This window comes from Enterobacter sp. JS8-1 (assembly GCF_049187015.1).
In the GTDB taxonomy this organism is placed as follows: domain Bacteria; phylum Pseudomonadota; class Gammaproteobacteria; order Enterobacterales; family Enterobacteriaceae; genus Enterobacter; species Enterobacter mori.
Genome location: NZ_CP185805.1, coordinates 3,867,364 through 3,883,457 on the forward strand (window position 1 = coordinate 3,867,364; position 16,094 = coordinate 3,883,457).

15 protein-coding genes are annotated in these 16,094 nt (G+C 55.7%); 8 read left to right on the top strand and 7 right to left on the bottom strand.

All coding sequences use genetic code 11. The features are described from left to right. Nucleotides 1–263: 263 nt before the first annotated feature. The gene (gene galR, locus ACOQH0_RS18360; protein ID WP_421510951.1) at nucleotides 264–1,280 is read left to right on the top strand and encodes an HTH-type transcriptional regulator GalR; all 1,017 of its coding nucleotides are present in this window, start codon (nucleotides 264–266) and stop codon (nucleotides 1,278–1,280) included. Here galR and ACOQH0_RS18365 read toward each other — a convergent pair. The 4 genes from ACOQH0_RS18365 to ACOQH0_RS18380 form a co-directional block, all read right to left on the bottom strand. Then, nucleotides 1,241–1,717, bottom strand: a complete 477-nt coding sequence (locus ACOQH0_RS18365) for a GNAT family N-acetyltransferase (RefSeq protein ID WP_089601138.1) — start codon at nucleotides 1,715–1,717, stop codon at nucleotides 1,241–1,243. The two genes, galR and ACOQH0_RS18365, sit on opposite strands and share 40 nt — an antisense overlap. Continuing rightward, nucleotides 1,714–2,487, bottom strand: a complete 774-nt coding sequence (locus ACOQH0_RS18370; protein WP_010435154.1) for a GntR family transcriptional regulator — start codon at nucleotides 2,485–2,487, stop codon at nucleotides 1,714–1,716. Before ACOQH0_RS18370 ends, ACOQH0_RS18365 begins: the two co-directional genes overlap by 4 nt. Before the next feature lie 68 nt (nucleotides 2,488–2,555). Continuing rightward, nucleotides 2,556–3,992, bottom strand: a complete 1,437-nt coding sequence (locus ACOQH0_RS18375) for a glycoside hydrolase family 1 protein (protein ID WP_421510952.1) — start codon at nucleotides 3,990–3,992, stop codon at nucleotides 2,556–2,558. A 7-nt stretch (nucleotides 3,993–3,999) separates the two neighbouring features. Next, a complete protein-coding gene (locus ACOQH0_RS18380) occupies nucleotides 4,000–5,325 on the bottom strand; it encodes a PTS sugar transporter subunit IIC (protein ID WP_010435159.1) in 1,326 nt (441 codons plus the stop codon). 300 nt (nucleotides 5,326–5,625) lie between these two features. On the opposite strand from ACOQH0_RS18380, the gene ACOQH0_RS18385 reads away from it, so the two are divergent. Next, nucleotides 5,626–6,663: a LacI family DNA-binding transcriptional regulator gene (locus tag ACOQH0_RS18385; RefSeq protein WP_089601134.1), complete on the top strand. Its 1,038-nt coding sequence runs from the start codon at nucleotides 5,626–5,628 to the stop codon at nucleotides 6,661–6,663. Here ACOQH0_RS18385 and lysA read toward each other — a convergent pair. Further along, complete coding sequence (lysA, locus tag ACOQH0_RS18390) at nucleotides 6,633–7,895, bottom strand: diaminopimelate decarboxylase (RefSeq protein ID WP_325827919.1); 1,263 nt, start codon at nucleotides 7,893–7,895, stop codon at nucleotides 6,633–6,635. The two genes, ACOQH0_RS18385 and lysA, sit on opposite strands and share 31 nt — an antisense overlap. Nucleotides 7,896–8,021: 126 nt before the next feature. Here lysA and ACOQH0_RS18395 point away from each other — a divergent pair, with 126 nt between their 5' ends. Continuing rightward, a complete protein-coding gene (locus tag ACOQH0_RS18395; protein WP_010435167.1) occupies nucleotides 8,022–8,948 on the top strand; it encodes a LysR family transcriptional regulator in 927 nt (308 codons plus the stop codon). Here the strand turns inward: ACOQH0_RS18395 and ACOQH0_RS18400 are convergent. Continuing rightward, a complete protein-coding gene (locus ACOQH0_RS18400; RefSeq protein WP_421510953.1) occupies nucleotides 8,943–9,635 on the bottom strand; it encodes an aspartate/glutamate racemase in 693 nt (230 codons plus the stop codon). The genes ACOQH0_RS18395 and ACOQH0_RS18400 overlap by 6 nt on opposite strands. A gap of 137 nt (nucleotides 9,636–9,772) precedes the next feature. Here ACOQH0_RS18400 and ACOQH0_RS18405 point away from each other — a divergent pair, with 137 nt between their 5' ends. Next, entirely contained in the window at nucleotides 9,773–10,096 is a 324-nt protein-coding gene (locus ACOQH0_RS18405) for a cupin domain-containing protein (protein WP_042715918.1), read from the top strand. Between the two features lie 37 nt (nucleotides 10,097–10,133). Here ACOQH0_RS18405 and wzz(fepE) read toward each other — a convergent pair whose 3' ends face one another. Continuing rightward, nucleotides 10,134–11,276 (bottom strand): LPS O-antigen length regulator Wzz(fepE), encoded by a 1,143-nt coding sequence (gene wzz(fepE) / locus ACOQH0_RS18410; RefSeq protein ID WP_421510954.1) that lies wholly within the window; start codon nucleotides 11,274–11,276, stop codon nucleotides 10,134–10,136. A gap of 539 nt (nucleotides 11,277–11,815) precedes the next feature. Between wzz(fepE) and ACOQH0_RS18415 the strand changes: the two genes are divergently transcribed. Genes ACOQH0_RS18415 through ACOQH0_RS18430 form a run of 4 tightly spaced genes read left to right on the top strand, consistent with a single transcriptional unit; the run spans nucleotide 11,816 to nucleotide 16,041 of the window. Further along, entirely contained in the window at nucleotides 11,816–12,706 is an 891-nt protein-coding gene (locus ACOQH0_RS18415) for a carbohydrate ABC transporter permease (protein WP_010435175.1), read from the top strand. Further along, nucleotides 12,699–13,601: a carbohydrate ABC transporter permease gene (locus tag ACOQH0_RS18420; protein ID WP_089601124.1), complete on the top strand. Its 903-nt coding sequence runs from the start codon at nucleotides 12,699–12,701 to the stop codon at nucleotides 13,599–13,601. The genes ACOQH0_RS18415 and ACOQH0_RS18420 overlap by 8 nt, the downstream gene beginning before the upstream one ends. A gap of 12 nt (nucleotides 13,602–13,613) precedes the next feature. Continuing rightward, complete coding sequence (locus tag ACOQH0_RS18425; protein WP_421510955.1) at nucleotides 13,614–14,741, top strand: ABC transporter ATP-binding protein; 1,128 nt, start codon at nucleotides 13,614–13,616, stop codon at nucleotides 14,739–14,741. 13 nt (nucleotides 14,742–14,754) lie between these two features. Then, a complete protein-coding gene (locus ACOQH0_RS18430; protein ID WP_010435180.1) occupies nucleotides 14,755–16,041 on the top strand; it encodes an ABC transporter substrate-binding protein in 1,287 nt (428 codons plus the stop codon). Nucleotides 16,042–16,094 lie beyond the last annotated feature (53 nt).

The following is a 16,094-nucleotide window of genomic DNA, read 5'->3' on the forward strand; positions in this document are numbered from 1 at the left end:
ACCTATCAATACCTCTGGGATCTCGACTCTATCAACCTCGACATTGTCCCCGCTACCGGACAATCGCAACAGCCTGAGGAAAAGTGTAACTAAAGGTTCGGATTAACATTATTTTGACATGTCTGCCCGTGTAACGATTACACGACCTGGGGTGTTCTGCGTCACGTTTGGCGAGGGTGTTACCCCGCTCCCCTTGAATGCGTGCCGCTTTTCCGTAACACTAGTTAGTGTGTAAACGCTTACCCCTAATAAGAAGGTAATAAATGGCGACAATTAAGGATGTGGCTCGTCTGGCTGGTGTTTCCGTCGCGACCGTCTCCCGCGTGATTAATAACTCTCCTAAAGCCAGTGACGCATCACGCCAGGCCGTGCAGGACGCCATGGAAAACCTGAATTATCACCCCAACGCCAATGCGCGCGCCCTTGCGCAGCAATCTACCGAAACCATCGGTCTGGTCGTGGGCGATGTTTCCGATCCGTTTTTCGGGGCGATGGTAAAAGCAGTTGAGCAGGTTTCTTACCAGACGGGTAATTTTCTGCTGATCGGCAACGGCTATCATAATGAACTCAAAGAGCGCCAGGCCATTGAACAGCTGATTCGTCACCGCTGTGCCGCCCTGGTGGTTCACGCGAAAATGATCCCCGATGTCGAACTCATTCATTTGATGAAGCAAATGCCCGGTATGGTGATCATCAACCGCATCATTCCCGGCTTCGAAAAGCGCTGCGTGGCGCTGGATGACCGCTACGGCGCCTGGCTTGCCACGCGACACCTGATTCAGCAAGGTCATACCCGAATTGGCTACCTGTGCTCAAACCACCCTATTTCCGACGCGGAAGATCGTTTGCAGGGGTATTACGACGCGCTACGTGAAAACGGTTTGCCGTGTAACGACCGGCTGGTGGCGTATGGTGAACCCGATGAAAGCGGTGGCGAGCAGGCCATGACGGAGCTGTTAGGTCGCGGACGAAATTTCACGGCGGTGGCCAGCTATAACGACTCGATGGCCGCAGGGGCAATGGGCGTGTTAAATGACAACGGCATTGAGGTTCCGGCAGAAATTTCGCTGATTGGCTTCGATGATGTGCTGGTGTCTCGCTACGTGCGCCCGCGCCTGACGACAGTGCGTTACCCCATTATCACCATGGCGACGCAAGCCGCCGAGCTGGCGTTAGCGCTGGCTGAACAGCGCCAGCCACCGGATATTACGCATTTGTTCAGCCCGACGCTGGTGCGCCGTCATTCCGTTGCGTCTCTTGCAGAAGCACAGAGCGAATAACGGTAGAGGTGAACCTGCGTATTCGGGTATTCCAGCCCATCGCCAATGTACTGCCAGCCGTAGCGTTCGTAGAAGTCGCGGCAGGCAGACCACAGATGTAGCTCGGTGTACCCGGCCTGCGCGGCATACGCAATAACATGCTCCTGAAGCTTCCCCGCGAGTCCCTTTCCTCGCGCCGCCTCATCCACGTACAGCGCCGCCAGCCAGGGATAAAGATCCTGACGCGTGATGAGATCGCAGCGCCATAATCCGACGGTGCCCAGAAGCCGTTCATCCTCAACGGCAATAAACGTCAGCGGCAGCGCGCCGGGTGTCTGGCTGTGATCGATAACGCTCTGGAAAAATTCACGCGGCAGGCCGTCACCGAAGGCCCGCCAAATCCAGTCGATCGCCTGCTCCGCAAACTGCGGCGCGGCGTACAGCGGCAGGATCGTCATACCAGTTTCCCCTGGAACAGGGGAACAGATTCAAACAGATAGCCGTCGAAATCCGGCGCATCTTCATCCGACAGCTCCAGCAAACTCTTTTTCACGTTTTCCAGATGCTGGAACATGGCCTGCCACGCGCCCATGACGTCGCGACGGCGCAGGGCTGCAAGGATGGTCTGCCGGTCGCCCAGCCATTTAAGGCGATACGCGCGGCTGGCGATGTGGACGTTAAACTGCTGCCACAGCGGGCTGCTGTCCATGTGATGCCAGATGCTCTCGACGGTCGCCAGCAGCATCTGGTTTTGCGTCGCCCCCGCCAGTACCAGGTGGAACATCTTGTTGTTGTCCTGGCTGCGATCGTCCGCGGCAATGGCCCGCTGCTCCTGCTCGATGATGCGGCGCAGGTTGTCGATATCCGCGCGCGTTGCCATTTTGGCGGCAAAGGCGGCGATGTTGCTTTCGAGGAGCTGGCGCGCCTGTAAAATCTCAAACGGGCCAACGTCGCTATTGAGGAAGCGTTCTTCCTCGTTTTCATGTTCTTCAGGAATACGCATCACGTAGACGCCGGACCCCTGACGAATATCCACCGTGCCCTGTAGCTCCAGCATCAGTAGCGCCTCACGCACGATAGTACGGCTTACGCCGTAGGTCTCGGCAATGTTGCGCTCCGGCGGCAGGCGCGACCCAACGGGATAATGCCCCTGGATAATTTGCGCCCGTAAATCCTCGCCAATTTCCTGGTACTGTTTTTTTTCCGGCAGGATGACAGCCTTATCCACGTTTTCACCTGTGTTTTTCAGTTAAGCGCAGGCCGGGCGTCCTCCCGGCCAGTTTGTGCGCTATTTTATCAGAATGCCTGGTTCCATTCATCGTCAACACTGAGCGTCAGCACGCGCTCATCGCGCAGCTGACGAAACCAGGAGGCCGATGTTTTCGCGCGGCGGGCGCGGTTGTTTTCGAGGTCGATTTCAATTAACCCATAGCGGTTTTTGAAGGCGTTCATCGGCGAGACGTTATCGGTAAAGGCCCAGAGCATATAGCCGTGGCAGTTTGCCCCTTCTTCACGCGCCAGCAGCGCATAGTAGAGGTGCTCGCTGATAAAATCGATGCGGTACGTATCGTCGATAACGCCGTCACGATTGCGGAACTGGGCTTCGTTTTCAACCCCCATACCGCTCTCCGCCACGAACCAGTCGATATTGCGGTACTCCTTTTTAATCCGCATCGCCATGTCATAGATAATGCGCGGATAAATCTCCCAGCCGCGGGATCTGTTCATCCGCCGCCCCGGCAGCTCGAACGGCTCGTAGTAGTACGCCGGGTGGAACGGCGTCTCCGGGTGCCAGGCGCGGGAAGGCGCTTTCACCCGGTGCGGGTAATAGAGGTTGATGCCCAGCTCGTCCACGGTGTTGTCGGCAATCAGCGCCAGCTCATCCGCCGTGTAGTCCCAATCAACCTGATGCTGCTCAAGCAGAGTAACGAGTTCCTGCGGGTAGCGGCCGTGCACCAGCGGGTCGAGGAACACGCGGTTATAAAACAGATCGTAGATCTCCGCCGCCCGCACGTCGTGTGGCGCGCGGGAACGCGGGTAGGTCACTTCCGGGTTGAGAATACAGCCGACGGAGCCGTCATATCCCTTTTCCCGGAATAGCTTCACGACCTTCGCCGTCGCCAGCACCTTGTGGTGATTCCACTGCATCCACGTACCCGTGTTCTGCTCGTACGGCCAGCGCAGCGCGTCCAGGTAAACGCGGGTCTGCACCACGATCGGCTCGTTGAAGCTAAACCAGCGGGTGACTTTGCCGTGGTAACGGTCAAACACCTTTTCCGCGTAGCGGACAAACAGCTCAACCACATGCTTCGACGCCCAGCCGCCGTATTTTTCAAGCAGCGCGCCAGGGAGCTCGTAATGCTCCAGGCAGATCATCGGTTCGATGCCCTGACGATGCATCTCATCGAACAGCGCGTCGTAGTACGCGGCGTACTCTTCGTCCACCGTCGCGTTTTCATAGTCGGTCAAAAAACGCGACCAGTTGATGGAGGTGCGGTAGTGCGTCAGCCCCGCCTGCTTCATCAGGGCCACGTCCTCGCGAAAGCGGTTGATAAAATCGGTCGCCACCGCCGGGCCGTAGCCGTTATGCCAGACGTGACGATCGTTCTTGTACCAGAGATCGATCCACGAATCCTGACCCGGTTTTTTACCGCTCCAGCCCTCGGTTTGCCAGGCTGATGCCGCTGCGCCCAGAATGAAATCCTGCGGTACCGTAATATGTTTTGTGCTCATCACGTCCTCATACGTTATCGGTGGCTTGCTTCAACGCGGCCTGCTCCGCACGGCGTGAGGCAATTTTCACAAACGGCAGATAGATAATCACCGCCGTCACAATGCAGATAAGCTGGGTGATCACCGCCCCCATCGAGCCTGCGGTAGAGAGCCATGCGTTAATCAGCGGCGGCGTGGTCCACGGCACCATCACCACGGCTTTGCCGGCAAAACCGGTCACCGTCGCAAAATAACCGATGGAGCCCGTCACCAGCGGGGTAATGATGAACGGAATGGCAAGGATCGGGTTGAGCATGATTGGCATACCGAAAATCACCGGCTCGTTGATGTTGAACAGGCCAGGACCGATGGAGAGCTTGGCGATCTCCTTCATCTCTTTGCGTTTGGTGGCAATCATCACCGCGATCAGCAGGCCGATAGTGAGCCCTGAGCCGCCAATGCTCATATACACATCCCAGAACGGCATGGTGATGATGTTTGGCACCTCTTTGCCCTGCTCGAACGCGCTCATGTTGACGGTTATCGCCCCCAGCAGCAGCGGCTCGCGGATCGGCTTGATCATCTGGTTGCCGTGAATGCCGATCACCCAGAACAGCTGGGCGACAAACATCAGCAGCAGAATGCCCGGCAGGCTTTGCACCACGCGCTCAAGCGGCTGCTGCACCACCTGATAAACCGCGTCGTAGAGGTACATGCCGGTAAGCTGGTGGAACACAAAGCCAAAGGTGGCAATGGCGGTGGTAGTGATAATGGCCGGGATCAGCGCGGAGAACGACGCCGCCACGTTAGGCGGCACGGTGTCTGGCATTCTGATTTTCAGCCCCTTGCGGTTCTCCAGCCAGCAGTAAATCTCAACCGACAGAATGGCGATAAACATGCCGAGGAACAGGCTGCGGGTATCGGAAAACTGGCGCAGCAGCACGTCTTTCACCACGTGCATTTCGCCGTCCACCAGCATCTCTACGGTAGTCGGCGTGACGCAGATAAAGCAAATTACCGCCAGCAGGCCGGGGAACAGCGATTTAATGCCGTTAATGCGCCCCAGCTCAATACCGATCAGGAACACCGCGCCGATATTGAGGAAGTTCAGCGTGGCGTAATTGAGCGCACTGGTAATCGGTTTTAGCGCAGCGAGAAATGACAAAGACTCAAAGCTCGCCAGGCCATTTTTCGGATCCAGCACCATGTTGGAAATAAGAACAGAAAATGCCCCAACGATGATGACCGGCATTAAGGTAATAAAGGCAGACTTGATCGCCATGATATAGCGATAGCTGTTGAATTTGGTGGCAAAACTGCCCAGAGCGTCGATCAGTTTTTCCTGTAATGCCATAGGGTAATACCTCAGTAAAAGGGCTTTTATTGAATAAGGTGTACAGCCGGATACTATTGGCATACCAAAAATAGCTTCACGCCCCGATTTGTTCTGTGATTAAGCTCTCAACGCGACATCCGGTATTCCAGATTATGATTTATGACTGATTTGGCATACCACTTACAGCCGTTTGTCCTGACCTGATGGATCGTGACTGAAAAGCGTGATCCTGGTGGGCGTTTTGCCCTTCCCGCGTCGCTTATGCGACGGATGGTCTGTGTTAAACTGCATGCCATTACGTGGAAGCAGGAATTTCGAATGGCAACAATGCTGGATGTCTCACTGCGTGCGGGCGTGTCAAAGGCCACCGTCTCGCGCGTGCTGAACGGCACGGGTCAGGTTAAAGAGAGTACGCGTCAGCAGGTGTTCGCGGCGATGGAAGAACTGGGCTATCGCCCAAACTTTCTCGCGCGTTCGCTCGCCAACCAGACCAGCAACAGCATTGGTCTGGTGGTCTCCACCTTCGACGGATTTTACTTCGGCCGCCTGCTGCAGCAGGCCTCCCGACAAACAGAAACGCACGGTAAACAGCTGATCGTGACCGACGGTCACGACGCGCCGGAGCAGGAAGAGCAGGCTGTACAGATGCTGGCGGATCGTCAGTGCGATGCCATCGTGCTGTACACCCGCTACATGAGTGAAAAGGCGATCATCAAGCTGATGAACAGGGTGCAGACCCCGCTGGTGGTGATCAACCGGGAGGTCAGCCAGGCGGCGGATCGCTGCGTCTTCTTCGAACAACAGGATGCGGCATTCAAAGCGGTGGATTACCTGATAAGCCAGGGCCACAGGGAGATCGCCTGCATCACCGTTCCTATCCACACCCCAACCGGAAAAGCGCGTCTGATGGGCTACCGCAAGGCGCTGGAAAAGCACGGTATTCGGCTGGACGAGCGGCGGATTAAATACGGCGATGCGGGAATGACGCGGGGATATGAGCTGTGCAAAGCGTTGATTGAGGAAAAGGTACCGTTCAGCGCGCTGTTTGCCTGTAACGATGATATGGCGCTCGGCGCGTCCAAAGCATTACACCAGGCCGGGCTGAAGATCCCGCAGGATATTTCGCTGTTTGGGTTTGACGATGCGCCGAGTGCAAAATGGCTGGAGCCAGCGCTCTCATCGGTGTATCTGCCGATTGACAACATGATCGTCACGGCGATCGATCAGGCGATCCGGCTGGCAAAAAACCAGCCGGTCGAAGCGATCCCGCCGTTTACCGGCACGCTGGTGTTGCGCGACTCGGTGACAACGGGGCCGTATTTTACTCAGACGAGTTCTAACGCCAGCAGTTCCTGAATGGTCTGGCGGCGGCGAATCAGTCGCGCCACGCCGTTATCAAACAGCACTTCCGGCAGCAGCGGGCGGCTGTTGTAGTTTGAGGACATTGACGCGCCGTACGCCCCGGTGTCGTGCAGCACCAGATAATCACCCGGCTTCACTTCTGGCAGCGCGCGCGTTTCCACTTTGCCGCCCTCCTGCTGGGTAAAAACGTCGCCGGATTCGCACAGCGGGCCCGCCACGACGGTTTCTACGCGCGGCGCGTTAATCAGATCGCTACCGTCCGCAGCGAGCGCCGTGATGTGGTGATAGCTGCCGTACATAGACGGACGCATCAGATCGTTAAAGCCTGCATCAATCAGCACAAAGTGACGGCTTCCCATCTCTTTCACGCTACGCACCTGTGCCACCAGCACGCCAGCCTCAGCCACCAGGAAACGCCCCGGTTCGATCTCCAGTTTTACCGGATGGCCCAGATGGGCAGCAATTTTGTCGCGCGCCGCACTCCACAGTCCGTAATAGTGATCGGTATCGATCGCCTCTTCCCCTTCACGGTAAGGAATGGACAACCCGCCGCCTGCGGAGATCGCCTCCAGATCCTGCCCGAAGTCGAGCACCTGGCGCACCATCGCACCGCACACCTGCTCAAGGTGACCATAATCCACGCCTGACCCGATGTGCATATGAATCCCCACCAGCTTCAGGTTATAACGCTGCAATACCTCAAGCGCGGCGGGCATATCGGCAAACCAGATGCCATGCTTGCTGTTTTCGCCGCCGGTATTGGTTTTTTGACTATGACCGTGGCCAAAGCCCGGGTTCACGCGCAGCCAGACGCGGTGGCCGGGAGACACCTGACCCAGCTGTTCCAGCATATCCACAGAGCCCGCGTTGACCGGGATCTGCAGCTCATGCACGCGCGCAAGCGTAGCGTCGTCGATCACGTCGGCAGTAAAGACGATTGCGTCACCGTCGGCTTTCGGATCAAACCCGGCCGCCAACGCGCGCTCAATTTCGCCCAGAGAAACGGAGTCAACCTTTACCCCCTGCTCGCGCATCAGGCGCAGAATATGAATATTCGAGCAGGCTTTCTGGGCAAAACGCACCACGTCGAACTGATGCAGCGCGGCGATCTTCTCGCGAACGATCTGCGCGTCGTAGACCCACACCGGGCAGCCGAATTCGGCAGGCAGGCGCAGCAGGTTATCGGCGTTCAAATCAGTATCAGTCTGGTTCAGCGGGCGTGGCATGGTTATCTCCGGGGCATGAATCATTTTTTTATGATTACGCCACAAAATGAAGGGAATAAAAAATATCGTTTTATCCCGACTCTATGCAAAAATGATATGGAACCCTCACCCGCTTTCAGGTGCCCTATGCCCGCCGTTAACCTACGCCACATCGAGATTTTTCACGCCGTGATGACCGCCGGTAATCTCACGGAAGCCGCACAGATGCTGCATACCTCGCAGCCAACGGTCAGCCGTGAGCTGGCGCGTTTTGAAAAGGTGCTGGGGCTTAAGCTGTTTGAACGCGCGCGCGGCAGGCTTCACCCGACGGTGCAAGGATTACGTTTGTTCGAAGAAGTCCAGCGCTCGTGGTACGGGCTGGACAGGATCGTCAGCGCGGCGGAGAGTTTGCGGGAGTTTCGCCAGGGTGAGCTTTCCATCGTCTGCCTGCCCGTCTTTTCCCAGTCGTTTCTGCCGACGCTGCTGCAGCCGTTTCTGGCCCGCTATCCTGAGGTCAATCTCACCATTGTTCCGCAGGAGTCACCGCTGCTTGAAGAGTGGCTTTCCGCCCAGCGCCACGATTTGGGCCTGACGGAAACGCTCGCCACACCCGCAGGCACAGAGCGCACGGAGTTGCTCTCGCTGGATGAAGTTTGCGTCTTGCCCGCCGGGCATCGGCTCGCCGGTAAGGCCGTGCTGACGCCTGCAGATTTTCACGGGGAAAACTACATCAGCCTGTCCCAGACCGACAGCTACCGTCAGCTGCTGGATTCGCTGTTTGCCGAACATCAGGTGAAACGGCGGATGGTAGTAGAAACGCACAGCGCGGCGTCAATATGCGCCATGGTGCGCGCGGGCGTGGGCGTAGCGGTCGTCAATCCCCTCACGGCGCTGGACTATGCCGGAAGCGGGATCGTCATCCGCAGGTTTAGCGTGTCCGTTCCCTTCACCGTGAGCCTTATTCGCCCCCTGCATCGTCCGGCTTCGGCGCTGGTGGACGCTTTCACCGGGCATTTGACCGAGCACGCGCGTCAGGTGGCGCTTCGCTTACCTGACCTACAAAACGCCCTATGACAGCATAAACTCGACGGCATCGGCGGCGTGAATGGCCGCGGTGTCGAACACCGGAATGGCGCTGCGCTCGGCCGGCACCAGCAAACCGATTTCCGTGCAGCCGAAGATCACCCCTTCCGCTCCCTGCTGCGCGAGCCTCTCGATGACGCTGAGGTAGTACGCGCGGGACGTTTCGCTGAAGGTGCCGAGACATAGCTCGTCGAAGATGATCTGATTGATGCGCGCGCGGTCAGCCTCGTCCGGGATCAGGCTTTCAATCCCTAACTCGCTGCTCAGACGGCCGCGATAAAAATCCTGCTCCATCGTATAGCGTGTGCCCAGCAGCGCCACGCGCGACATCCCGGATGCACGAATCGCGCGCCCGGTCGCATCCGCGATATGCAGGAACGGCAGCGAACTGCGGTCTTCGATATGAGACGCCACTTTATGCATGGTGTTGGTACAGAGCAAAATGCCTTCCGCCCCCGCACGCTCCAGCCCCAGCGCCGCCAGCGCCAGGATCTCCCCGGCTTTATCCCACTCGCCGCTCGACTGGCAGGCTTCGATTTCATGGAAATCGACGCTGTGCAGCAGCAGGCTCGCGGAGTGCAGGCCACCCAGACGCTGTTTCACCCCTTCATTAATCAGGCGGTAATAGGGGATGGTCGATTCCCAGCTCATCCCACCCAACAGGCCGATCGTTTTCATGCATCCCTCCTAATGTGTTTCTCCCAGTGAAGCAAACTTGTGATCCTCTTTCCACTTCTTTGTCGCGTCATTTCTTTTTATCGCAGGGTGAGATAAGTTAAATGAAACATTGTTTCATTACATAACGGAGCGGAGAGATGTTTATTTTCCACAAAGAGACCACGCTTGAGGATCTGGGCAATGGCGTGACGCGGCGTATTCTGGCGCACGATGGAAAGATGATGGCGGTGGAGGTCAATTTTGAGCAGGGTGCGATTGGCCCGATGCACAATCACCCGCATGAACAGCTTACCTATGTGCTCTCCGGGGAGTTCGAGTTTACGATAGGTGAAGAAAAGCAGATCGTGACGGCGGGCGATACGCTCTATAAAGCGCCGCACGTGATGCACGGCTGCGTTTGCCTGAAGCCCGGCACCCTTCTGGATACCTTTACGCCGGTGCGCGACGATTTCCTGAAATAAAAAAAGGCGCTGAATCAGCGCCTTTTTTATATCGTCGTTACTCTGTTGCTGGCGTTACAGCCGTTATCGGTTCTGGCAGCGGATTGCGCGAGAGCATTGCCTCACGCAGCAGCACGCTGCCGCAGGCAAACAGGCCGCCCAGAATCCCTGCCAGCAGCACAATCAGGGCTTTGCCCGGACCGTCTTTTTTCACCGGCAGTGACGGTGAAAGCTGATACCTGAAGGGCTCAAGCTTCACGTCTTCCACGGACAGTTTTTGCAGCTGAGCCAGATAGAATTCCCGGTTCTGGAAATCCGCGTTCAGCTCGGCCACGTCCTTCAGATTCTTTTCAATCTGCAGCTTTTGCGCAATACCGTCAGCACCCAGCGCCACGGAGTAGTCAGGATCGTCTTTTACCGCCTGTCCGTTGCTATAAACCGGTTTCTTAATGCCTGCCGCGTTCGCCACTTCCAGCGAATAGTTGAGGCGCTGCAGGTTGGTGTTGTGGATATTGGTCAGACGCACGCGATCCAGCTCCAGCTGCTGCTGAACGACTTTCGTTTTCAGCGTGATCTGGTTACGGATATTTTCCATCGTCTCCTGCTCAACAATGCGGGAAATATAGTTGATGTAACCTTCCAGAACCGTCTGCGCGTCTCCCGCCGTCGGGGCGGTAAAGCTCAGCGTCCATGAGGTATACGGCGCTTTGTCTGCGTCTTTTGCCTGCGTGTTATCTACCGCTTTCATTTTTTCAGCAATATTCACCACCGCGCGATGCAGCTCCAGCGGGTCTACCTCGGTGCCTTCCAGCTGAGACATCACGTACGGGGAGGTTTTCATGTACTCTTCGAGCAGCGACTGCGACTGAAACTTTTTGATGAACAGGTTAAACACGTCTCCATGGCTCACCTTCGCGTCGACATCCAGCACCTGCAGCGTCACCATCATCTGGCGCAGCGTGTTCCACTGCGTCTGCTCGGCCGGTGTGATCACGGCTTTACTGGTCCATTTTTGCGGGATTAAAAACGCAATAGCCACCCCTACCACGGCAAACGCCAGGACGATCGTAACAATACGTTTTTTGGCCGCCAAAAGTACGTCTAACAATCCGAGAAGATCTATCTCTTTGGTGCTTACCGCCGGAGTGGCGTAACGGGGAAAATCGAGGTCCGTGTTTTTCTTGAAATCCATCGCTGACATAACCGTTCTTCTTTTTGGAGTGCAGTAAATTTCTGCCTGATTGGTTGCAGTGGTCGGATGATACAAGAAAGTAAGAATAATCTGAACGCCAGATTGATCTATCTGTAGACCGACTATCAGATTTAGTAGGAAGTTTCTAAGCGGTATTGTTCTTATTAATCATTCGGTTTCTTCCCCCTCCTTTCCTGACTGTCGGGTGCGATTGTGTGAAATAGCGCAAAAATGCCACCCTCATCACCTTATTGAAACAGCGTTTCGACGCCGATCACATTTCCATCATTAAGCGAATGACGCAGAAATAAATAGCAATAATATAAAATAAAACGTTGTTTTAGTATTCAAGAACACCGGTTCGTAAGTTTTGAAACTTAACCATGATGCATTAAGGCAACGCCAATAAAAGCCTTATAAAACATAATGTAAAAAGCAACGACCAACACATCACATGACATATTTCCTCTCATGCTGAGCAGGGCAAGCGCGAGAAAGTTGTAACAAACCAGATTCCGTTTTAACCATTGATCGCCAGGTAGGTATGTATGAATGAAAACAAGCTGCTGGGGTTAGCGTGGATATCTCCCTACATCATCGGGTTGATACTCTTTACCGCCTTCCCCTTTGTTTCATCGTTTTTCCTCAGTTTTACGGATTACGATTTAATGAGTCCGCCGGTGTTTAACGGCATTGAGAACTATCGCTACATGTTTACCGAAGACACGCTCTTCTGGACATCCATGGGCGTGACCTTTGCTTACGTATTTTTAACCATCCCGTTAAAGCTCGCGTTCGCATTAGGGATTGCGTTTGTTCTGAACTTTAAATTACGCGGCATCGGCTTCTTCCGTACGGCCTACTATATTCCGTCCATCCTCGGCAGCTCCGTGGCTATTGCCGTTCTGTGGCGCGCGCTATTTGCCATTGATGGTCTGCTGAACAGCTTTATCGGCGTGTTTGGTTTCGACCCGGTGAACTGGCTCGGCGAGCCGTCGCTGGCGCTGATGTCCGTTACCCTGCTGCGCGTCTGGCAGTTCGGCTCTGCGATGGTCATCTTCCTGGCAGCGCTGCAAAACGTTCCGCAGTCGCAATATGAAGCGGCGATGATCGACGGTGCATCCAAATGGCAAATGTTCACAAAAGTGACGGTGCCGCTGATTACGCCGGTGATCTTCTTCAACTTCATCATGCAGACCACCCAGGCGTTCCAGGAATTTACCGGACCGTACGTGATTACCGGCGGCGGACCAACCTACTCGACCTACCTGTTCTCGCTCTACATCTACGACACCGCGTTCAAATACTTCGATATGGGCTACGGGGCGGCGCTGGCGTGGATCCTGTTCCTGGTGGTGGCCGTCTTTGCCGGTATCGCCTTTAAGTCGTCGAAATACTGGGTGTTCTACTCCGCCGATAAAGGAGGCAAAAATGGCTGATATTCAGGAACTCTCCACGGCAAGAAGCGTTGCAGAGCGCGAAGTCGCCCGTACGCTGCGCAGAGAGAAAATCAACGCCAGCATTCGCTACGCGATCCTGCTGATTGTCGGCCTGCTGATGCTCTACCCGCTGGTGTGGATGTTCTCGGCCTCGTTCAAACCGAACCACGAGATTTTCACCACCCTGAGCCTGTGGCCTGCCCATGCCACCTGGGACGGCTTTGTGAACGGCTGGAAAACCGGGACCGAATACAACTTCGGCCATTACATGCTCAACACCTTTAAGTATGTGATCCCGAAAGTGATCCTGACCATTATCTCGTCCACCATCGTGGCGTACGGTTTTGCCCGCTTCGAGATCCCGTGGAAGAAATTCTGGTTCGCCACGCTCATCACCACCATGCTGCTGCCCAGCACCGTGCTGCTGATCCCGCAGTACCTGATGTTCCGTGAAATGGGCATGCTTAACAGCTATATGCCGCTGTACCTGCCGCTGGCCTTCGCCACGCAGGGGTTCTTCGTCTTTATGCTGATCCAGTTCCTGCGCGGCGTGCCGCGTGACATGGAGGAAGCGGCGCAAATTGACGGCTGTAACTCCTTCCAGGTGCTGTGGTACGTGGTGGTACCAATCCTGAAACCGGCCATTATCTCCGTCGCCCTGTTCCAGTTCATGTGGTCGATGAACGACTTTATTGGGCCGCTGATTTACGTCTACAGCGTGGATAAATACCCGATTGCACTGGCGCTGAAAATGTCCATCGACGTCACCGAAGGTGCGCCGTGGAACGAAATTCTGGCAATGGCGAGCATCTCCATTCTGCCATCCATCATTGTCTTCTTCCTGGCACAGCGCTACTTCGTACAGGGCGTCACCAGCAGCGGAATTAAAGGTTAAGAGGGAAATATCATGGCTGAAGTAATCTTCAACAAACTGGAAAAGGTCTACTCCAACGGCTTCAAAGCGGTACATGCTATCGACCTTTCCATCTCCGAAGGGGAGTTTATGGTGATTGTCGGGCCGTCCGGCTGCGCCAAATCCACTACCCTGCGCATGCTGGCCGGACTGGAAACCATCAGCGGCGGCGAAGTGCGTATTGGCAATAAGATTGTGAACAACCTCGCGCCAAAGGAGCGCGGGATTGCGATGGTGTTCCAGAACTACGCGCTCTATCCGCACATGACGGTGCGCGAGAACCTGGCCTTCGGCCTGAAGCTGAGCAAGCTGCCGAAAGATCAGATTGAGTCTCAGGTGAACGAAGCCGCGAAAATCCTGGAGCTGGAAGAGCTGCTCGACCGCCTGCCGCGCCAGCTTTCCGGCGGCCAGGCGCAGCGCGTGGCGGTAGGTCGCGCGATTGTGAAAAAGCCGGACGTGTTCCTGTTTGACGAACCTTTGTCCAACCTCGATGCCAAACTGCGCGCTTCGATGCGAATTCGTATTTCTGACCTGCACAAGCAGCTGAAAGCCTCCGGCAAACCGGCCACCACCGTCTACGTCACCCACGACCAGACCGAAGCCATGACCATGGGCGACCGCATCTGCGTGATGAAGCTCGGCCATATCATGCAGGTGGATACGCCGGATAACCTCTACCACAAGCCGAAGAACATGTTCGTGGCGGGCTTTATCGGCGCGCCTGAAATGAACATTCGTAAAAGCCTGCTGGTGGAAAAAGCAGGGAAGCTGCACATCGCCATCGGCAATGAAACCATGCCGCTGAACGCGGAAAAGCAGGAGAAGGTTTCCGCTTACGCCGGTCAGGAGGTCTTCTACGGCGTGCGCCCGGAGTTCGTGTCCCTCTCTGACGAGCCGTTCCATGACGGCGGCTGCAGCGGCGAGATGGTGCGCGTCGAGAACATGGGCCACGAATTCTTTGTATATCTGAAAGTCGCGGACTACGAACTGACCGCCCGAATTCCTTCCGATGAAGCTAAGCCAATGATTGATAAGGGACTTCACCGTAAGGTGTATTTCACGTTTGATATGAACAAGTGTCATATTTTTGACGCAAAAACTGAACAGAACCTCTCTCTCTGATGGAGTGATAAAAATGAAAAAAGTGCTTTTAAGCGCAGCAATCTCCGCGACTCTGGGCCTTACCGCTTTGCCATCGATGGCGCAAGATGTTGATTTACGTATGTCCTGGTGGGGCGGCAACGGTCGTCACCAGGTCACCCTGAAAGCCCTGGAGGCGTTCCACAAGCAGAACCCGGACATCAACGTGAAGGCTGAATACACCGGCTGGGACGGTCACCTCTCCCGTCTGACCACCCAGATTGCGGGCGGTACCGAGCCGGACGTGATGCAGACCAACTGGAACTGGCTGCCGATCTTCTCCAAAACCGGCGACGGCTTTTACGATCTGAATAAGATGAAGGACGTCATCGACTTAACGCAGTTCGATCCGAAAGAGCTGCAGTCCACCACCGTTAACGGCAAGCTGAATGGCATTCCGATTTCCGTGACCGCGCGCGTGTTCTACTTCAACGACGAGACCTGGAAAAAAGCAGGCGTTGAATACCCGAAAACCTGGGACGAGCTGATGGCGGCGGGCAAGACGTTCGAGAGCAAGCTCGGCAAGCAGTACTACCCTGTCGTGCTGGAGCATCAGGACACGCTGGCGCTGCTGAACTCGTACATGATCCAGAAGTACAACATCCCTGCGGTGGACGAGAAAACCAAAAAATTCAGCTACTCCAAAGAGCAGTGGGTGGAGTTCTTCCAGACCTACAAAAAGCTGGTGGATAGCCACGTGATGCCGGATACCAAATACTACGCGTCGTTTGGTAAGAGCAACATGTATGAGATGAAGCCGTGGATCCAGGGCGAATGGGGCGGCACTTACATGTGGAACTCGACCATCAACAAGTATTCCGACAACCTGAAGCCACCGGCGAAGCTGGAACTGGGCAGCTACCCTATGCTGCCGGGTGCCACCGATGCGGGACTGTTCTTCAAACCGGCGCAGATGCTGTCGATTGGTAAATCCACCAAAAACCCGGAAGCGGCGGCGAAGCTGATTAACTTCCTGCTGAACAGCAAAGAGGGAGTGGATACGCTGGGTCTGGAGCGCGGCGTTCCGCTGAGCAAAGCAGCGGTGCAGTTCCTGACCGAAGACGGCACCATCAAGGAGAACGACCCGTCCGTTGCGGGCCTGCGCCTGGCGCAGTCGCTGCCAGCGAAGCTTACCGTGTCGCCTTACTTTGACGACCCGCAGATTGTGGCTCAGTTCGGGACGTCGCTGCAGTATATCGATTACGGTCAGAAAACCGTGGAAGAGACAGCGGCTGATTTCCAGCGTCAGGCAGAGCGTATTTTGAAACGCGCGATGCGGTAATAGTCTCCTCCCTGCCCGTCCTGCGCTTAGCAGGGCGGCAAACTGTGCCTTTC